13 protein-coding genes and 1 other RNA gene are annotated in these 19,777 nt (G+C 68.7%); 10 read left to right on the top strand and 4 right to left on the bottom strand.

Annotated features, from left to right (window positions below; genetic code table 11):
• Positions 1-112: 112 nt before the first annotated feature.
• Positions 113-289 (bottom strand): hypothetical protein, encoded by a 177-nt coding sequence (locus tag SYV04_RS20455; protein ID WP_321547522.1) that lies wholly within the window; start codon positions 287-289, stop codon positions 113-115.
• A gap of 155 nt (positions 290-444) precedes the next feature.
• Between SYV04_RS20455 and SYV04_RS20450 the strand changes: the two genes are divergently transcribed.
• Both SYV04_RS20450 and SYV04_RS20445 read left to right on the top strand, forming a co-directional pair.
• Entirely contained in the window at positions 445-2,838 is a 2,394-nt protein-coding gene (locus SYV04_RS20450) for an ABC transporter permease (RefSeq protein WP_321547521.1), read from the top strand.
• Positions 2,839-2,840: 2 nt separating this feature from the next.
• Positions 2,841-3,812, top strand: a complete 972-nt coding sequence (locus tag SYV04_RS20445; protein WP_321547520.1) for a glycosyltransferase family 9 protein — start codon at positions 2,841-2,843, stop codon at positions 3,810-3,812.
• On the opposite strand, the gene SYV04_RS20440 is transcribed toward SYV04_RS20445, so the two are convergent.
• Positions 3,773-5,524, bottom strand: coding sequence for an ABC transporter ATP-binding protein (locus SYV04_RS20440; protein WP_321547519.1), 1,752 nt, complete (start codon positions 5,522-5,524; stop codon positions 3,773-3,775). The two genes, SYV04_RS20445 and SYV04_RS20440, sit on opposite strands and share 40 nt — an antisense overlap.
• A 197-nt stretch (positions 5,525-5,721) precedes the next feature.
• Between SYV04_RS20440 and SYV04_RS20435 the strand changes: the two genes are divergently transcribed.
• The 6 genes from SYV04_RS20435 to SYV04_RS20410 all read left to right on the top strand — a co-directional run bounded on the left by SYV04_RS20435 (position 5,722) and on the right by SYV04_RS20410 (position 13,518).
• On the top strand, positions 5,722-6,039 hold the full coding sequence (locus SYV04_RS20435) for an ATP-dependent Clp protease adaptor ClpS (RefSeq protein ID WP_321547518.1): 318 nt from the start codon (positions 5,722-5,724) through the stop codon (positions 6,037-6,039).
• Between the two features lie 3 nt (positions 6,040-6,042).
• Positions 6,043-8,316 carry an ATP-dependent Clp protease ATP-binding subunit ClpA gene (gene clpA, locus SYV04_RS20430; RefSeq protein WP_321547517.1) on the top strand — a complete coding sequence of 758 codons (2,274 nt, stop codon included), beginning with the start codon at positions 6,043-6,045 and terminating at the stop codon, positions 8,314-8,316.
• An 854-nt stretch (positions 8,317-9,170) separates the two neighbouring features.
• Positions 9,171-9,623, top strand: coding sequence for a DoxX family protein (locus tag SYV04_RS20425; RefSeq protein WP_321547516.1), 453 nt, complete (start codon positions 9,171-9,173; stop codon positions 9,621-9,623).
• Between the two features lie 55 nt (positions 9,624-9,678).
• Positions 9,679-10,467, top strand: coding sequence for an alpha/beta fold hydrolase (locus SYV04_RS20420; protein WP_321547515.1), 789 nt, complete (start codon positions 9,679-9,681; stop codon positions 10,465-10,467).
• A 28-nt stretch (positions 10,468-10,495) separates the two neighbouring features.
• On the top strand, positions 10,496-11,224 hold the full coding sequence (locus SYV04_RS20415) for a YciI family protein (RefSeq protein ID WP_321547514.1): 729 nt from the start codon (positions 10,496-10,498) through the stop codon (positions 11,222-11,224).
• Positions 11,225-11,301: 77 nt separating this feature from the next.
• Positions 11,302-13,518: a sialidase family protein gene (locus tag SYV04_RS20410; protein WP_321547513.1), complete on the top strand. Its 2,217-nt coding sequence runs from the start codon at positions 11,302-11,304 to the stop codon at positions 13,516-13,518.
• A gap of 74 nt (positions 13,519-13,592) precedes the next feature.
• Here the strand turns inward: SYV04_RS20410 and ssrA are convergent.
• Positions 13,593-13,954: a transfer-messenger RNA gene (gene ssrA, locus SYV04_RS20405) on the bottom strand.
• 179 nt (positions 13,955-14,133) lie between these two features.
• Between ssrA and SYV04_RS20400 the strand changes: the two genes are divergently transcribed.
• Positions 14,134-15,480 (top strand): M16 family metallopeptidase, encoded by a 1,347-nt coding sequence (locus SYV04_RS20400; RefSeq protein ID WP_321547512.1) that lies wholly within the window; start codon positions 14,134-14,136, stop codon positions 15,478-15,480.
• Positions 15,480-17,099, top strand: coding sequence for a M16 family metallopeptidase (locus SYV04_RS20395; RefSeq protein ID WP_321547511.1), 1,620 nt, complete (start codon positions 15,480-15,482; stop codon positions 17,097-17,099). The genes SYV04_RS20400 and SYV04_RS20395 overlap by 1 nt, the downstream gene beginning before the upstream one ends.
• A 67-nt stretch (positions 17,100-17,166) precedes the next feature.
• On the opposite strand, the gene SYV04_RS20390 is transcribed toward SYV04_RS20395, so the two are convergent.
• Positions 17,167-19,671 carry a S8 family serine peptidase gene (locus SYV04_RS20390; protein ID WP_321547510.1) on the bottom strand — a complete coding sequence of 835 codons (2,505 nt, stop codon included), beginning with the start codon at positions 19,669-19,671 and terminating at the stop codon, positions 17,167-17,169.
• Between the last annotated feature and the right edge of the window lie 106 nt (positions 19,672-19,777).

The following is a 19,777-nucleotide window of genomic DNA, read 5'->3' as shown; positions in this document are numbered from 1 at the left end:
GGGAGTCCCCGCGAGCTACCCGGGGATTGCGAATACCACGGACCCCATACCGCTGGAGCCCGTGGCACCCGAAGCAGGGGCCTCCAGTGGAGGCAGGCCCCCAAACGGCGGCTTAGATGAAGCCGTCGCCGTCCGAGTGGCTGCTGTGCGTCGGCGCCTTCAGCATGGCGGTCTCGGGCAGCTTGACCTGGCCATTACCCAGCATGGTGCGGAGCTGCTTGCGCAGAGCCTCCACCTTGTCTGCGTCCAGCGCCGTCATCTCCTGCGTCGCGGTCTTCTGTTCAACCATGGGGACAACCTCCGTTTGACGTCGGGGGTACATCTCTCGGAGCAAAGGAGCGATAGGATGATCGCACTTCACTCCGAGAGCGAGATGGTATTGTTGGCGCTGAGAACCTGTCAATCTCCGATCAGACCGTAATCATGGCAATCCTATTGGATGATGTGCGATTCGGACTCCGGCTCCTCCGGAAGCATCCCACCTTCGCTGTGGTCATCGCGCTGACATTGGGGCTTGGCATTGGACTGAACACGGCCATCTTCAGCATCGCGGATGCCATCTATCTGCGTGCCATGCGCTTCCCCGGAGATGAATCTCTGGTGATGGTCTGGGAGACCTCGCCCGAGCGTGGCATCGACCGGAGCGAGACCTCCTTTCCCACGCTGAAGGAATGGCAATCCCAGGCGGGGCAGGTCCTCGCCCAGGTGGCCGGCTTCACGCGTGAGACGTTGAGCCTTACGAAGGACGCGGCGCCGGAGCAGGTCCCTGGCAGCCGCGTCGGCGCTCAGCTGTTCTCCGCGCTTGGCGCGCGGCCCCTGCTGGGTCGGGGCTTCGAGGAAGCGGAGGCGCAGGTCGGAGCCGAGCCGGTCGTCGTGCTGAGCCATGCGCTGTGGCGCCGCCGCTTCGGAGAAGACCCCAGCATCGTGGGGCGCAGCATCACCCTGGACGGCCAGCCTCGCACCGTCGTGGGAGTGATGGCGGCGGACTTCCAGTTCCCGCCCTCCGCGGAGCTGTGGGTCCCCCTGGTGCCCACGGCCCGGGAGGCCGAAGCCCGGGGGCTGCGGAAGTTCCAGGTTCTGGCGCGGCTGCGGTCGGGTGTCACGCCCGAGCAGGCCAAGTCGGCGCTCCAAGCGGTGTCCGCGCGGATGGAGCAGGAGTTCCCGGATGAGATGGCGCAGTACACCGTGCGGCTGACCGGCGTACGAGAAGCATTCCTCGGGCCCATTGGCCCGGTGCTGATGGCGCTGGGCGGAGCGGTGGGCTTCGTGCTGCTCATCGCGTGCGCGAACGTGGCGAACCTGCTCCTGGCGCGCGCGGCGGGACGCGGGCGGGAAATCGCCGTGCGGGCGGCGCTGGGGGCGGGGCGTCGGCGCATCGCCATGCAAATGCTGGTGGAGAGCGTGCTGCTGGCCCTGGTGGGCGGCATGGCGGGGGTGTGTTTCGCCGTCTGGGGAACGGACCTGCTCACGGCGCTGATGCCAGACGGCCTGGCTCAGCGGATCCCCGGTTGGACGACCATCGGGGTGAACGTGCGGGTGCTGCTCTTCAGCCTGGGGCTGTCGCTCATGACGGGACTCATCTTCGGGCTGATGCCGGCGCTCCGGGTCTCGCGGACCGAGCTGGCGGAGGTCCTGAAGGACAGCCAACGCACCACGGGCCGCCGCGGGCGCATGTCGTCGGCGCTGGTGGTGGGAGAGCTGTCCCTGGCGCTCGTGCTCCTGGTGGGCGCGGGGCTGATGCTGCAGAGCTTCCAGCGGCTCCAGCGCGCGCCCACGGGCTTCGACGCGTCCAATGTCCTCGCCTTCCCGCTGACCCTGCCGGAGGCGACCTATCCGGACGACGCGGCGCGCACCCGCTTCTACACCGAGCTGATGGAGTCCCTGTCCCAGCTTCCGGGCCTGGAGGCGGCGGGCGCCGCGTCCCTGCTGCCGCTGAGCCGCAGCAACCAGACCAGCATGCTGATCTTCCCGGACCAGCCCGCCGAGCCGGGACGGGAGCCGCACGTCAACCACCGCGTCATCACCCCGGGCTACCTGCGCACGATGAGCATCCCGCTGCTGCGGGGGCGTGACCTCGGCGCGCTGGACGGCTCGGAGGCTCCGCGCGTGGCGCTGGTGAACGAGGAGATGGCACGGCGCTTCTGGCCGGGCGAGGAGGCCCTGGGCAAGCGCTTCTTCTCCGGAGGCGAGGTCCCCTGGGAGGTGGTGGGCGTGGTGGGGAACACGCTCAGCCAGGGGCGCGGGCAGTTCCAGGAAGCCGTCGCCGAGTTCTACGTACCGCAGGCCCAGGAGCCCCGGGGCGCCATGCAGGTCGTGGTGCGCGCACGCGGACCTTCCGCCGCGGTGACGGCCGCCGTGCGAGAGGCCGTGGCCCGGCAGGCGCCGGACCTCCCGGTGGGCCGGGTCTTCCAGATGGAGCAGCTGGTGGACGAGGCCCTCGGGCCCCGGCGGATGCTCGCCGGGCTGGTGCTGGTCTTCGCCGCCGCCGCGCTGACACTGGCGGCCGTGGGCGTCTTCGGGGTGATGAGCTACATGGTCGAGCAGCGCACGCGGGAGATGGGCGTCCGCCTGGCGCTGGGCGCCACGCCGAAGAGCATCCTGATGCTGGTGCTGCGCCATGCCCTACGGCTGGCGCTACTGGGAATCACGATCGGGACACTGGTGGCGCTGGGGCTGGCGCGGCTTCTGGCCGCGGCCCTCTACAACGTCAGCCCGGCCGACCCCATCACCTTCACCCTCGTCGCCCTGCTGCTCATGGTGGTGACGATGGTGGCGAGCTACCTGCCGGCGTGGCGCGCCACGCGGGTGCCACCCGCCTTCGCGCTCCAGGCGGAGTGAGCATGACGCCCGAACGGCCCGTTGTCTTTCATGTGAATGGAATTGGGGACCGGGTGATGGCCCTGCCCGCGGTGCGCGCGCTGTCCACGCTGTACCCCGGGCGGCTGTCCGTCATCGGCGTGGAGGGCGATGGGGAGTTGCTGTACTCGGGGCTCCCGTTGCGCCTCTTCCACGCGCTGAGCTTCGAGTGGGTGGGCTACCGGAAGTTCGACGCGCGCACCCTCGTGGATGCCGTGGGCGGGACGGATCTGCTGCTCAGCCTCAACACGTGGAACGAGGACGTGCCGCCTGTCCTGGAGCTCCTGCCGGAGGCGCGCACGCTGGGCTTCTTCAAGGGCTTCACGGACCGCCTGCGCATCAACGAGGCCCGGCATTCCTGCGACATGTACTTCGACTTCGTCCAGCGGCTGGAGCCCACACTGAAGCTGGAGGACTTCACCCAGCCCCCGTCCCTGCCCGAAGCCTCGGTGGCCTTCGCGCGCGATGTTCGCGCCAGTCTGGGCGGCACGGCGCGCGTGCTGGTGGTCCACACGGAGACGGGGGAGGAGAAGCGCTGGCCCGCTGAGCGCTTCCGGCGCGTGCTGCGAGAATTCCTGGCGCGCCACCCGGAGTGGCTCGCCCTGGTGGTGGACGTGGAGGAGGCGGGCCTGGACGCGGACGGAGGCTCGGACCGTGTCTTCTCCATGCCCCGGCTGATGCTCCCGGCGGCCATGGCGCTGGTCTCCACCGCGGACATGTTCCTGGGCGTGGACTCCTGCATGCTGCACATGGCGGACATCTGCCGCGTGCCGGGCGTCGGGCTGTTCGGCCCCACGACCGCCGCCAGGTATGGCTTCCGCTTCGGCCCCCATCGTCACGTGGAGGCCCATGGGCCCATGATGGGCGTGGGCGAGGCCGCCGTGCTGGAGGCCCTGGAGGCGCTGGCCGCCGAGCCTCAGGCGGCGACGAACTGGCGCTCCACCAGCCTGCGGTAGAGACCCTCCTGGCCCAGGAGGGCGGCGTGGGTGCCGCTCTGGATGACGTGGCCGTCCTCCAGCACCAGCACGCGGTCCGCGTTGGCCACGGTGGACAGGCGGTGGGCGATGATGAAGGTGGTGCGGCCCTTCATCAGCCGATCCAGCGCGTCCTTCACCAGGTGCTCGCTCTCCGCGTCCAGGGCGCTGGTGGCCTCGTCGAGGATGAGCAGGCGCGGGTCCTTCAGCACGGCTCGGGCAATGGCCACGCGCTGTTTCTGGCCGCCGGACAGTTGGACGCCCTGCTCTCCCACCTCGGTGCGGTAGCCCTCCGGGAAGCGGGAGATGAAGTCGTGGGCGTTGGCGGCGCGGGCCGCTGTCTCGACCTCGGCGTCGGTGGCATCCGGCCGGCCATAGCGGATGTTCTCCGCGATGGAGCAGGAGAAGAGCACCGGCTCCTGCGCGACGACGCCAATCCGCCCGCGAAGCCAGTTGGGCTCGAGCTCCCGCAGGTCGGCGCCGTCCAGCAGGATGCGGCCCTCGGTCGGGTCATAGAGACGGTAGAGGAGCGAGGCGATGGTGGACTTCCCGGCGCCGGACGGCCCGACCAGCGCCACCACCTCGCCGGCGGCGGTCTTCAGGTCCAGGCCCCGCAGCACGGCCACCTCCTGGCGCGCGGGATAGCGGAAGTGAACGTCCTTGAACTCCACCCGGCCCTCCATGCGCTCGGGAATCCGTCCACCCCGCGGAGGCAGCGCCGGAACACGGTCGATGAGCTCGAACACGCGGTCGGCGGCCCCGATGGCCCCCATCAGCTCCGCCCAAAGGTCGCCCAGCGCACCGAGCGCCACGGCCACCAGCAGCGTGTACACAAGGAAGGAGGTGAGCCCGCCCACCGACAGCTCGCCCGAGCCCACCAGCCGCCCTCCGTACCAGAAGACGAGCCCCACTCCCGTATAGGCGGCGAGGCTGGCGGTGCCGTTGAACAGGCTCGAGCCGATGACCCTGCGCCGTGCGAGCTGGAACGCCCGCCCCAGCGCCGCACTGAAGCGCCGTACCTCGTGGTCATCCGCGGCGAACGCCCGCACCGTCCGGATGCCCGAAAGGCTCTCATCGGCCACCTGGTGGGCTTCCGCCTGAACGTCCTGCACCTGGCGCGACAGCCTGCGCAGGCGGCGCCCGAAGGCGATGGCGCCCAGCGCCAGGGGCGGGACGACGGACAGCATGAGCAGCGCCAACGGAGGCGAGGTGTAGATCAGGAAGGCCGCTCCGCCCACCACCGAGACGACGTTGCGCAGGAGGATGGAGATGTTGGAGCTGAGCACGCTCTGCAGGCTCGCCGTGTCCGAGATGAGCCGGCTTCCCAGTTCCCCCGTGCTGGTCTGGTCGAAGAACCCCACCTCCTGGTCCATCAGGCTGCGGTAGAGCTGCTCGCGCACGCGGACGATGATGCGCTCACCCGCCAGGTGGAAGAAGTAGTAGCGCAAGCCGGTCGCCGCGGCCTGGGCCAGGAACACTCCGCCCATCCACAGCGCCATCCGGTCGATGGCCTCCGTCCCCTTACCGCCCAGCGCCGCATCCACGAGCAGGCCAATGGCCCGAGGAAACAGGAGCGCCGCGGCGCTTCCAATGACCAGAAAGAGGGCTCCCGCCAGCAGGCTCGCGGCTTCCGGGCGCGCGAGGGCATAGAGGCGACGGAGCGGAACCTGGCGAAGCGACGGTTTTTCGCTCATCGCCTCCACCTTACCCTGGCCCCCATGGAAGCGGGGAGCCCCCCTCCTCCCACACCGGGCACCCGGGTCAATCACAAGCCCGTGTGCGGTTTCGTGTGGCGCTTCACGTATAGTGCGGTCCGTTGCATTTCCAGGCGGGTGGACCAGACCGTCCAGCGGTTTGCTGGCCCGCGCATGCAAGGGAGGCTCGACAGGCCATGGCGCAAGGGCACGACACGCACGCCACCACCGAGAACGCCGCAGGACCGCGGCTCACGGAGCCCACGTTCTACAAGGTGCTCCTGCACGACGACGCCGCCACCCCTCGGGAGCTCGCCATGGCCATTCTCCGGGAGGTCTTCCACCGGTCCGAGGCGGACGCCTTGCACATCCTGCGACAGGTCCAGCAGAACGGCGTGGGCGTCGCGGGTCGCTACACGTACGAAGTGGCTGAGATGAAAATCAAGACAGTGGAAGACGTGGCGCGGGACAATGCCTTTGCGTTGCGGCTCTCCATGGAACCCGAGGAGGGCTGACCCGTGCCAGGACCGCAAATTAGCCAGGAATTGCAGGTGAGCTTCCGGAAAGCCCTCGATGCGGCGAGGAAGCTGCGGCACGAGTATGTCACGCTGGAGCACCTGCTCTTCGCGCTGACCCGTGACGATCACACTCGCGACGTGCTCTCGGGAGTAGGAGCCGACGTCACGCGCCTGCAGGATCGGCTGGCGTCGTTCCTGAAGGAGCGACTCGAGCCGCTGCCCGAGCAGGTCGAGGTCACGCCGCGTCACACGCTGGCCGTGGAGCGGGTGCTCGAGCGCGCCGCTTTGCAGGCGCTGGCCGCCGAGCAGGACATCATCGATGGCAGGGATGTGCTGATGGCCCTGCTTCACGAGGACAAGAGCCACGCCCTCTTCATGCTGAAGCAGGAGGGCGGCGCCCGGCCGGACCTGCTCGCCGCCAGCCCTCAGCGGGCCGTCGCGGTGACCGCGCCCCGAGAAGGCGCCCAGCCGGGACGCCCCGCCGAAGCGCGCGAGGAGGAGAGCCCGAGCAAGGCGCCGCTGGAGGCCTTCACCACCGACCTCCTCCAGCAGGCCCGGGAGGGGCGCATCGACCCGCTCATCGGCCGGGAGAAGGAGCTGGAGCGGACCATCCACGTGCTGTGCCGACGGCGCAAGAACAACCCCGTGTACGTGGGCGAGCCGGGCGTGGGCAAGACGGCCATCGCCGAAGGGCTGGCGCTGCGCATCCACGAGGGCACGGTGCCGGAGGAGCTGAAGGGCGCCTCGGTGTACTCGCTGGACATGGGCGCGCTGCTGGGAGGCACGAAGTTCCGCGGCCAGTTCGAGGAGCGGCTCAAGGCCGTGCTCAAGGCGCTGCGGGAGAAGAAGGACGCCATCCTCTTCATCGACGAAATCCACACCATCGTCGCCGCGGGCACCACCAGCGGCGGCTCCATGGATGCCGCCAACCTGCTCAAGCCCGCGCTGGCCAGCGGTGAGCTGCGCTGCATCGGCTCCACGACGTACCAAGAGTACAAGTCCTCCTTCGAGAAGGACCGGGCGCTGTCGCGGCGCTTCCAGCGCATCGACGTGGGCGAGCCCTCGGTGGAGGACACCCTGAGCGTCCTGGAGGGGCTGAGGAGCCGCTACGAAGCGCACCACCGGGTGCGGTACACCCCCGAGGCTCTCCGCGCGGCGGCGGAGCTGTCCGCTCGGCACATCAACGACCGGTTCCTGCCGGACAAGGCGATTGACGTGCTCGACGAGACGGGGGCGGCCGAGCGGCTCAAGCCCGTGAGCGAGCGCACCGGCACGGTGACGGTGGCGGACGTGGAGGCCATCGTCTCGAAGATGGCGCGCATCCCCGCCAAGAGCGTCTCCGCGCAGGAGCGGATGCAGCTCCAGGGCCTGGCGAAGGAGCTCCAGTCGGTCATCTTCGGCCAGGACGAAGCCATCCGTGCGATCACCAACGCCATCAAGCTGGCGCGCTCGGGCCTGCGCGCGCAGACGAAGCCCATTGGCTCCTTCCTCTTCTCCGGCCCCACGGGCGTGGGCAAGACGGAGCTGGCCCGGCAGCTGGCGGCGGCGCTGGGTGTGGAGTTCCTGCGCTTCGACATGAGCGAGTACTCGGAGAAGCACACGGCGAGCCGGCTCATCGGTGCGCCTCCGGGCTATGTCGGGTTCGAGCAGGGAGGACTGCTCACCGAGGCCGTCCTCAAGAATCCCCATGCCGTGCTGGTGCTGGATGAAATCGAGAAGGCCCACTCGGACCTCTTCAACATCCTCCTGCAGGTGATGGACCACGCGACGCTGACGGACAGCAACGGCCGCAAGGCGGACTTCCGCAACATCATCATCATCCTGACCACCAATGCGGGCGCGCGCGAGGTCACGCGCACCAAGTCGATGGGGTTCGGCGAGAGGCCTCCGACCGTGGATACCGGCCGCGCGCAGAAGGCCATCGAGCACACCTTCACACCGGAGTTCCGCAACCGGCTGGACGGGTGGATTCTCTTCGGAGACCTGTCGCCCGAGAGCATCCTCAAGGTGGTGGACAAGGAGGTGGGCCTGCTCCGGAAGATGCTCACGGAAAAGCAGGTGACGCTGGAGCTGACCGAGGCGGCGCGGCAGTGGCTGGCCAAGCACGGATATGAGCCGGCGTTCGGCGCGCGTCCCATGGCACGGCTGGTGGACACCAGCCTGAAGACCCCACTGGCGGAGGCCCTCCTCTTTGGCGAGCTGAGCAACGGCGGCACCGCGCGCTTCGACGTGGAGGAAGACGCCCTGAAGCTCCACGTCGTTGCGTCCGCGTAACGCACACCTAAAAGAAAATCCGGTGGCTCCTGGCCGTCAGAGAGTGCAGTTCTGCTGGCCCGTCAGGGGCTCGTTCTTCGTGGTGACACAGGAGCACGCCCCTCCTCCCCGGCACTTGAACGAGGTGGACGACTCGCACAGGTCGCTCACCCGCTTCCAGCGCAGGGTGACCTTCGAGTTGTCCTCCTCTCTCTGGGTGGAGAGACGGGATGCGCGGCCAGCACCTCGGCATCCACCTGGGCCTCCTGGCCATGTGCCTTGCGCATCCGCAGCGCGAGCCGCACGCCAGCAGGACCTCCTGCTCGAGCAGGTCCGCGGCCCCGGGGGTCTCTAGAGCGCAGGCGAGCGCGAGCGCCAGGTCTCGCGCATGCAGGTGCTCCAAGGCACGCGCGGGGTCGTCCGCCTCGGCGAGCCGCGCGCCCAGGTGACGTGCAACCACGAGTGGCTCTGGCGCCACGCCCCGGAGCGAGGCCGCCTCCGCGAAGACCCGGGAGAGCACCTGACGCAGGCTGGGCTCGGCACGCAGCCGCTCCGCGGCGACCGTCGTCATCGAACCGAGAACCGTCTTGAGAAGCTCCTCGGGAAGGATGTCCGTGCGCATCGCCGACGTGTGTTGAGAGCGCTCCAGCGCGGGTCTGCTGTAGCAATGTGGCCGGCAAGCGAGTCGAAGTCGTCCTCACGCACCGTGGCCCAGGGACCGCCCACCACCGTGCCCCCCCGCGCCGCCAAGGGCTGTGATTTCGGGCACTTACGTCCGCCTCGAAGGCCCAAACCGCGAAATGTCGATCCCCTCCGGACTCATTCGACGTCTTTTTGACCGGGGGATTTGACCCTCGGCGACAACGGAGACGCCCATGGAAGCCCTCTCGCAGCGTGGAATCCTCGATGTGAACGCAGTCCCCCAGTCCCAGGCCGTGACTGGCGCACGGAAGGCGCAGTGGGCCGGTCGACTGATGAGCGGCCTGGCGATCCTCTTCCTGGCGTTCGATGCCCTGGGCAAGGTGCTCGGGCTGCCCCCCTTCATTCAGGGCACCACCGAGCTGGGGTACGCGGCGAGCGCCGTCTTCGGGCTGGGGCTCGTCCAGTCCCTGTGCGTCGCGCTCTATGTGGTTCCGCGCACCTCGGTGCTGGGCGCCATCCTGCTCACGGGCTGGTTCGGCGGCGCGATCGCCACCCACGTGCGCATGGGCAACCCCCTGTTCAGCCATACGCTGTTTCCCGTCTACGTGGCGCTCCTGGTCTGGGGCGGCCTCTCTCTGCGCAATGCCCGCCTGCGCGCGCTCCTCTCGATGCGAGTTCGTGAGTGACCACATCGGGCGAGCCGGCCTATGACGCCGCTCCCGCCCATCGGAGGAAGACTTCATGAACCAGGTGATATCGAAGGATGGCACTCCCATCGCTTACGAGAAGCTCGGCTCGGGCCCTGCGCTCATCCTCGTGGATGGAGCCCTGTGCAGCCGGAGGTTCGGGCCCATGCCGAAGCTCGCTCCGCTCCTCGCGCAGCGCTTCACGGTGTTCGTGTACGACCGCCGGGGCCGCGGAGACAGCGGCGACACGCAGCCGTACGCGAAGGAGCGCGAGCTCGAGGACCTCGACGCGCTCATCCAGGCCGCGGGGGGCTCCGCGTTCGTGGTGGGGTTGTCCTCCGGTGGCGCCCTCGCGCTGGAGGCCGCGGCGAGCGGGCTGAACATCCAGAAGCTGGTGGCCTACGAGCCTCCGTACGTCGCACAGCATGACGCGCGCCATGCGCAGGCCCACCACGAAGCCCAGCTCCAGCGGCTCCTCGCCGAAGGCCGCCGGGGCCATGCCGTGAAGTACTTCATGCGCGACATGGTCGGGGCGCCGGGGTTCATGGTCGTCATGATGCAGCTCATGCGAGGCGTCTGGAAGAAGCTCGAGGCCGTCGCGCACACGCTCCCCTACGACGCCCGCATCATGGGGGACTTCAGCATCCCGAAGACGCGCTTCGCGTCGATCAAGGTCCCGTCGCTCGTCATGTACGGCGGCAAGACCGATGCGAAGCTGAAGATGGCCGCGGAGGCCATCGCGGACATCGTACCTGGGGCGCGGCGCCGCACGCTGGACGGCCAGACGCACAACGTCAACCCGAAGGTGCTCACCCCGGCCGTGGTCGAGTACTTCACCGCCTGAGCTCCACCGAAGGAAAGGAACGCGTTCGATGCGCTTCATCGTCATGCACAAGACCGAGCCTCGCTGGGAGGCAGGCGCCATTCCCGACGCGGAGCTGATCTCCCGGGTCGGCAAGCTCATGGGCGAGTTCATGAAGGCCGGCATCCTGCTCGGCGGCGAGGGGCTGCGCGCGAGCGCTCAGGGCGTGCGGCTGCGGTTCACCGGCGGCAAGCGCACCGTCACGAAGGGGCCGTTCACGCCCTCGAACGAGCTGCCGGCGGGCTTCTTGATCGTCCGCACGGCGTCCCTCGACGAGGCCAGCGCCTGGGCCTCGCGGTACGCGAGTATCGTGGGGGATGTCGAGATCGACATCCGCCCGGTCACCGAGGCGTGGGACATCGGGATGGTGCCGATGCCCAAGGAGCTCGCGACCCGACGCTACATGCTCCTGTACAAGGCCGACGCCACCTCGGAGTCAGGCCGCCCGCGCCCCGCGCAGCAGCGCGCGAAGCTCTCGGCCCTGTTCGAGGAGATGTCGGGCGCCAAGGTCCTGCTCACGAACGTCGGGCTGCGACCGAGTCAGCAGGGCAAGCGCTATACCTTCCAAGGGGATCGACACTCGGTCGTCGATGGCCCGTTCTCCGAATCGAAGGAGCTCATCGCCGGCTACGCGATGTTCCAGGCCAAGTCGCTCGAGGAGGCGTCGGAGTGGGCATTGCGCTACGGCACTGCCGTGACGACGCCCGAGGTGGATCTCCGGGTGGTGGAGGAGCCGTAAGCGGCTTCGATTCTTTGCCTTCCAAGAGGAATCGACTTCATGGAAGCTTCCGTTTTCAGCACAACGGAGGGGTGTCGATGAATCGCTGCTTCAGGCTCGCCGGTGTCTTCCTCTTACTCGTGGGAGGTGCCGCCAGCGCATCGGCGACGAAGCTCGTGTTCTCGACCCAGCCGACGAAGGTCCAGGCTGGCGCGGTGCTGAGTCCCGTGGTGGTCGAAGCGAAGGACTCGCTTGGGAACGTCGACCCTGGCGCCAGCGGTACGGTGACGATCGCCCTGGCCACGCCGACGACGTCGGTGCTCTCCGGAACCCTCACCGCGCAGCTCGTGAACGGAAGCGCGACCTTCGCCGCGCTGTGGCTCACCCGGAGCGGAACCGCGCTTCGTTTGACTGCCACCGCGCCCGGTCTGACCAGCGCCACGAGTGCCGCCTTCGACGCGCCCGCCTGGGTACCGATGAGCGAAGGGCTGCCGCTCGCCCATGTGGGTGAGCTGGCCTACTCGAGCGATGGAGCGACCGCGTACGCCACCGCGGGCCGCGCGTTCCGCAGCACCGATCAGGGCGCCACCTGGACCTCGGTACTCGACGTGGGCAACGCGCAGCGGGTGGTGACCGATCCGTTCAACCCGGCCACGGTCATCGTCGTGACCAAGAGCGATCTCTTGATGTCGACGGATCGCGGAGACCACTGGACCTCGATCAAGAGCCGGCTGCCCGGTTGGCAGGCGGCGAGCGCGGTCGCTTTCGATGCCAACACTGCCGGCGTGATCTACGTGGGTCGGTACAACGGGCTGCCCGCGAAGAGCACCAATGGAGGCGCGACCTTCAGCTCCGTGCAGGGCACCGGGCTCCCGCCGCTCTCCGCCTCCAACTATCCGGTCGATATGGCCGTGGATGGCCAGTCGCGGCTCTACATGCTGATGCTCTACGAGGGGCCGTACCGCAGCGACGATGGCGGCGCGACCTGGACGGCGATCTCCTCCGGGTTCGCCCGGAACGCCAACGGCCTCTTCCAGTGCGGCACGCCGCAGCGCCTGGCCGCCGACCCCACGCAACCGGGGAGCGTCTATTTCACCTTCGCGACCTGGGGAAATCCGTGCGCGTCGCCGGTGTGGCACAGCACCAACTTCGGAGCGACCTGGTCCCCCACCGCGGTCTCGGGTACCGGCGCCACGCTGGCGATCGAGCCCTCCAGCAGCGCGCTCTATGCGGCGACCGCGAGCGGGCTGGTCCGCTCCACCAACGGCGGGGTGACGCTCACCCAGGTCGCGAGCGGATCCTGGTCCTACGTCGCGCTCAGCGCGAGCAGCGGGAACTTCCTCGGGGTGCAGAACGGGGTGCCGGTGAATTCGCAGGATCAGGGCGCGACCTGGGCCCCGGGGGCCGGGATCTCCGGAGGGTCCATCAGCCGGATCGCGGCGGGTGCGGGCTCGCCGACGACCGTGTACGCGGTGTCGTACTACACCGGCCTGTTCAGCTCGCAGAGCGGTAGCGCGTGGGCGCAGAGCTTCGCCGCGCCGGGCGCGATCCTCGGAGTGGACCCGACGACGGCGGGGTACGCGTACCTCTACGGCAACAACCAGGGCCAGGAGGGTCTCTACGGGACGGCCGATTCGGGCCAGAGCTGGAGCTGGCTCGAACACAACATCTCGTCCTTCGCCTGCTGGATGTCGATCACCGTCGACCCGCGCGACCCCGCGACGCTCTGGGGCGGAGGGCAGGACTGCTTCGGTTCGAAGTACGGAGGGGTCTGGATCTCCTCTGACGGAGGGCTCTCCTGGTCACACCTGGTGAGCGATCCGAGCTTCGGATACTGGGCGCGCTCGGTGGCGATCGATGGGACCGACTCGTCGACCGCTTACTTCGTGTCCAAGTTCGGCGCGCGACGGCTGGTCCTTTCGTCCACCGGAGGACCGCCGACGCTCACCGACCTGAACCCGGGACTCAGCGGCACTGCGCGTGCGGTGTCCACCGATCCCTCGCAGCACGGCGTGGTGTTCGCGAGCACCGACTCGGGCATCTTCAAGAGCACGAACTCGGGAGCCACTTGGACCCTGGTGCTGAACCGTGGCTCGCAGTACCCGGTGCGGTTCAGCCCGAGCAATCCGCAGACGGCCTACGCGCTCACCTTCAGCGGGACCTACAAGACCCAGAACGGCGGAGCCACCTGGACCCTCCTCTCGCTCCCGCCCGGCGTGTTCGGCGCGGATCTCGCGATTGCGCCGGCGAACGCGAACGAGCTGTACCTCGCGTCGGAATCGGGCGTCTGGGCGTCTCTCACCGGAGGCGAGTGAGAGCTGCCCCTCGGGGCCTCGGCCGAAAAAGAAAACCCCGTGACACCTGAGCGGTGTCACGGGGTTTTTGCTGCTTGGAGGCGGCGGGAATCGAACCCGCGTCCGAAAGCCTTCTTCCCTTCGACCCTACGTGCGTAGTCCGCGATTTGCTACGTCCCGAAGGCTCCCACGGACGGGATCCTCACGAGCCGGTCCTGGAAAGATCTCGCCACCTCGGGCCCAGGCACCCTCGGCAGCCAGCCCGCATTATGACGGTCCTACCCCACCCCACGGGCCGAGAGCGGGAGGACCGCGCGCTAAGAACTGTTGTTAGGCAGCCAGCGCGAGCTCAACGTTGTCGTTGGCTTTTGTGTCTGTGTCAGCGGTTTTACGAGTCACTAACAAGCTCGGCACGCGTCTCGGGCCTCTATGCCCCCGTCGAAGCCAGGTCGCCCCCTTTTTCGTTCGACGCATCTACGTTAACCGCTCACGCCGGGCCGTCAATCCTCCTGACGCCTCCAGGCGCACATACTGCCGAACATCTCCCTCGCGCTCGCCTCCCCTCCTGCCCACCAACCGCATAGGGTCGCCGACCGCCCGGGTCACCCGTCGTGATCCGGCTCGCGAGGTCCCCTCATGCAACGACTCCTACCCCTCCTCCTGCTCCTGCTGGCCCCGGCCCTCCCCGCCGCTGCCCAGGCGCGAGACGATGTCTTCCCCTACGCCCTGAAGACCGAGCGTCTGCCCAACGGGCTGACCGTCGTGCGAGTGCCCTTCCGCTCGCCCGGCCTCGTGGCCTACTACTCCGTCGTGCGCGTGGGCTCGCGCAACGAGGTGGAGCCTGGCAAGACGGGCTTCGCTCACTTCTTCGAGCACATGATGTTCAAGGGCACGAAGAAGCACCCCGAGGGAGAGCGCGATCGCATCGTCGCCTCCTACGGCTTCGACGACAACGCCTTCACCACCGACGACTTCACCGTCTACCACGCCTACGGCCCCACCGCCGGGCTCGACGCCCTCATCGAGCTGGAGGCAGACCGCTTCCGCAACCTCGAGTACGCCGAGCCCTCCTTCCGCACGGAGGCGCTCGCGGTGCTCGGCGAGTACCACAAGAACGAATCTCGCCCGGAGCTGAAGATGGAGGAGCGCCTGCTGGGCACCGCCTTCCAGAAGCACACCTACCGGCACACCACCCTCGGCTTCTATGAGGACATCAAGGCCATGCCGGAGGCCTACGCCTACAGCCGCAGCTTCTTCGAGCGCTGGTACACCCCGGACAACACGATCATCTTCATCGTCGGCGACTTCGATGACGCGGCCGTCATGAAGGCCATCCAGGAGCACTATGGCCCCTGGGCGCGCAAGGCGGCCCAGCTCAACATGCCCACCGAGCCTCCCCAGAAGGAGAAGCGCACCGCGCACATCGACTGGGCCTCCAGCACCCTGCCCCGCCACGTGCTCGCCTGGCACACCCCCGCGGGCTCGCTCACCACCCCCAGCGCCGCCATCCAGTCCGTGCTCGCCGCCTACCTCGTGGGCCCCACCAGCCCGCTCTACAAAGAGCTCGTGCTCGAGAAGCAGCTCGCCGAGTTCATCGGTAGCGACTTCTACCCGCACCGGGATCCCCACCTCCTCAACCTCATCGCCACCCTCAAGGCCGAGGACAACCGCGCCGCCGTGGACGCCGCCCTCACCCGCGCCGTCCGCGAGCTGGCCTCCGGCAAGGTGGACGCAGCGCGTGTGAAGGCCATCCAGAGCAACATCCGCTACGGCCTCCTCATGAACCTCGAGGCGCCCGATGACGTCGGCGTCCAGCTCGCCTTGTACGCCGGCATCTTCGGCACTCCGGACGCGCTCTCCCGCCACCTCCAGAACGTCTCCCGCGTCCAACCCGAGCAGCTCGTCGCCTTCGCCCGCTCCTACCTCGTCGACACCAACCTCACCGTCCTCACCCTGACGCCCGCCAACGGAGGGAAGCAGTGATGAGCCCCTTCACCCGAGCCTCCCTCGCCCTCACCGCCACGCTGTGGTTCGGCGGCTGCGCCAGCACGCCCCAGCCCACGCCCACGCCCGAGCCCCAGGCCACCCCTGCTCCGGCGCCGACTACCGCACCCGCCTCCTCTCCCACGGCCCAGGCTCCCGTAGCCGTGCCGGCCGTGCCCCTGAAGCAGCCCGCGCCCATGGAGTTGGTCATTCAGACCAACCCCCAGAATCCCATCGTCAGCTTCCGGCTCGTCTTCCGTGCCGGCTCCATCGACGACCCGAAGGGCAAGGAGGGCCTCACCGCGCTCACCGCCACCCTTCTTGCGGAGGGCGGCACCCGGGAGCTCACCTCCGCGCAGTTGCTGGAGGCGCTCTTCCCCATGGCCGCCGAGCTGCAAGTCCTGCCCGACAAGGAGTTCACCACCTTCTCCGGCCGCGTCCACAAGGACTTCCTGCCGCGCTTCCTGAAGATCTTCACCGATGTGCTGCTCGAGCCCCGCTATGAGAAAAGCGAGTTCGAGCGGCTGCGCACCGACGCGCTCAACACCGTCCGCAACCAGCTGCGCAACGAGAACGACGAGCGGCTGGGCCAGGTCGCCCTCGACGCGCTCCTCTACCGGGGACACCCGTACGCGCACTTCGTGGGCGGCACCGTGAAGGGACTCGAGTCCCTCACCCTGGAGGACGTGAAGGCCCACGCCCGCCGCATCTTCACCCAGGACCGGCTCGTCATCGGACTGGCCGGTCCCGTGGACGAGGCGCTGAAGCAGTCCCTCACCTCGCGCCTGTCCGCGCTGCCCGCCACCGGAGCTCCTCGGGTGGAGCTGCCCCCCGTGCAGCCCATGCCGGGCCGCGCGGTCGTCCTCCAGAAGCCTACCTCCTCCACCGCCGTCTCCATGGGCTACGTGACACCCCTGCGCCGAGGTGACCCGGACTTCTTCCCGGTGGCCTTCGCCCTCTCGTACCTGGGCGAGCACCGCCAGTCCCATGGCGTGCTCTTCCAGGAACTGCGTGAGAAACGCGGCCTCAACTACGGCAACTACGCCTACGCCGAGCACTTCGCCGAACAGCCCGGCACCACCTTCAACCGCACCAACATCGCCCGCACCCAGCAGGACATCACCCTCTGGGTACGCCCGGTGGTGCCCACCCATGCCGTCTTCGCCACCCACGGCGCCGTGTACTACCTCGACCGGCTCGTCCGTCAGGGCATGTCGCGCGACGCGTTCGAGCAGTCTCGCGGCTTCCTGCTGAGCTACACGCGACTGTGGGAGCAGACGGACCAGCGCCGCCTGGGCTACGCCATCGACTCGCGCTTCTATGGCACGCCGGACTTCCTCGAGCAGTACCGCAAGGCGCTCACCGACATGACGCCCGAGGCCGTCCAGGAGGCCGTGCGCCGCCGCCTGTCTCCTTCGGCGCTCAGCTTCGCCTTCGTCACCCAGGATGCGCCGGCGCTCGTGTCCGCGCTGAAGTCCCCGACGCCCGCGCCCATCACCTACGCCTCCCCCAAGCAGCCCGAGCTGCTCGCTGAGGACAAGGCCATCCTCCTGCATCCGCTGCCGCTGCGGACGGACGCCATCGAGGTCCTCTCCGCCAGCGACTTCATGGAGCAGTAGCCCCAAAGCAGAGGCCCCGGTGCCGGCGTGAGCCGACCCGGGGCCTCCGTGCTTCATTCCGGCTCGATCAGAACGTCACGGAGACGTTGGCCGAGCAGGTAGTCGTCCCGGCGTTGCAGACCTTGTACGTGTAGGTCCCCGCCGCGGACAGCGTGTCCGTGTGCGCGCCGTCGTTGGCCGTGGTGGTGACGCGCGCGTTGTTGCGGAACACGTCCACGCGGTTGGCGCTGGCGCCGGACCACGTGAGGTCCGCGTAGCGCCGCTTGCCCTGGGTCCGCTTCGCCACGGACAGGGAGATGGACACCGGCGCCGTCACCGTCACCGTCTGCGTCCGGGTGTTGGTCAGGCCCTGGCTGTCCGTCACCGTGAGCGACACGGTGTAGCTGCCCGCCGCCGAGTACGTCTTGCTCGGGTTCTGCGCGGTGGAGCCGCTGCCGTCACCGAAGCTCCAGCTGCGCGAGGCGATGGTGCCGTCCGAGTCCGTGCTGGTGTCCGTGAAGGAGCAGCTCAGCCCGCTGCACGACGAGGTGAACGAAGCCGAGGGCGCCTGCGGGCCGCTGCCGCCGCCCGTCGCGAAGGCCAGGTCGTCGCGGTCGTCATAGCTGCCCGTGCTGCAGGCGCTCGCCACGGTGCTGTTGTAGCGGAAGTTGCCGCGCACCGCCTGCAGGCTGCCCGCCGGCAGCGTGTACGTGGCCGACAGCACCTGCGTGCCACCCGCGGACGGCTGCAGCGTCGCCAGGAACGTCCACGAGGGGTTGCTCGCGTCACCCGTGTAATAGATGTCCAGGTAGTCCGAGCTGCCGGTGGACCACGCGTTCACCGTCACGTCCACCTTCACCGTCTTGCCCGGCGCCATCGGCGAGCCGTCCAGCGTCGAGACGCGGATGCGCTCCAGCGACTCGTCGCTCAGGTAGGTGCCGCTGTTGCCGTCGGCGCAGGAGTTGTTGAGGGTGTTGGGGGCATTGGCCTCGGGGCCCATGGTGCCGCGGCCCTTCACCAGGGTGCCGGTGTCGCAGTAGGCGCCCGGCGTGGCGCAGCTCGGCGCCTTCAGCGTGGCGCTGTAGCTGGCGATGCCCGGGTTGTTCACCGTCACGGTGACGGCGGCGCTGGAGCCCACGTTGCCGCCCGCGTCATACGCCTTGGCCACGATGGCGTGGCTGCCGTTGCCGCCCTGGGTGGTGTCCCACGTCAGCGCGTACGGAGCGGTGGTGTCCGTGCCGACGACCGCGCCGTTGACGAAGAAGGAGACGCGGGTGACGCCCACGTCGTCGCTGGCGTTGGCCGACAGGCTCACGGAGCCGGTGACGGTGATGCCCGAGGCGGGCGAGGTCAGCTCGGTGGTGGGCGCGGTGTTGTCCCCCGAGCCATTGCCGATGGAGGCCGTGTACAGCAGCAGGTTCGGCGAGCCGGTGCCCGGGTTGGTGACCCGGCCCAGGCTGGCGATGTTGGTGAGCACGCTCGTCACCTGCTCCGCGCTGGCCGTCGGGTTGGTGCCCAGGTAGAGCGCCGCGGCGCCGGCCACGTGCGGGGCCGCCATCGAGGTGCCGCTGATGGTGTTGGTGGCGCTGTTGCTCGTGTACCACGCGGAGGTGATATCCGAGCCCGGCGCGAAGATGTCCACGCAGGTGCCGAAGTTGGAGAACGAGGAGCGCGCGTCCGTGTTGGTCGTCGAACCCACGGTGATGGCGTTGGGCGTGCGCGCCGGAGACTTGGTGCAGGCATCCCCGCTGTCGTTGCCCGCGGCGATGGCGTACGTCACGCCCGCGGCGATGGAGTTGGTCACCGCGTCATCCACCGCCTGAGAGGCGCCGCCGCCCAGGCTCATGTTCGCCACGGCGGGCGACTGGTGGTTGGCCGTCACCCAGTCCACGCCGGCGATGACGCCCTCGTAGGTGCCCGAGCCGCCGCAGTCCAACACGCGCACCGGGTGCAGCGTCACCTCCTTGGCCACGCCGTAGGTGGAGCCGCCCACCGTGCCCGCCACGTGCGTGCCGTGGCCGTTGCAGTCCGCCGCCGTGCCGCCCGACGTCACCGCGTCGTACCCGTTGCCGATGCGGCCGGTGAACTCCTGGTGGCTCAGGTGGATGCCCGTGTCGATGATGTACGCGTGTACCCCCGAGCCCGCCGTGTTGTACGTGTACGTCTGATCCAGCGGCAGGTCCGTCTGGTCAACGCGGTCCAGGCCCCACGTCGCGGGCGTCTGCACGCCTACGGCCTGCACCCGGCCGTTCTGCTCGACGAACTTGACGCGCGGATCCTCGGCGAGCGCGCGCGCATCCGCCTCGCTCATGTACGCCACGAAGCCCTTCAGCGCGTGGCGGAACACCCGACCCGAGCGACCGCGGTAGGTCTTCGCCATGTCCTCGGCCGCCACCTCCGCGCTCAGCCCCTGCTGAGGGTGGAGGACGACGATGTACTCGTTTTCCACCGCGTCCGCGCTCAGGCGGAACTTGGTCGCGCGCGACTGCTTGATGGCCTCCTCGCGGGCGGCAGAGGCCTCCTCGAACGAGGCGTCTCCACAGGCCGCGAGTGACAGGGTCACGGTTGAAAGGAGAAGGGGGATTTTACGCATTTACGCTCCTTGGTGGTCCAACGTGATTCACTGTTTTCTCACAAAAAACATGTAAAAGTCTCATTCCGGCATAAATTTTTTGGTTCTCGAACAGTGGGGGCTATAA

This window comes from Hyalangium ruber, from assembly GCF_034259325.1.
Lineage (GTDB): Bacteria > Myxococcota > Myxococcia > Myxococcales > Myxococcaceae > Hyalangium_A > Hyalangium_A rubrum.
Note: the sequence above shows the minus strand (reverse complement) of the source record. Positions and strands in the feature narration are given on the sequence as shown.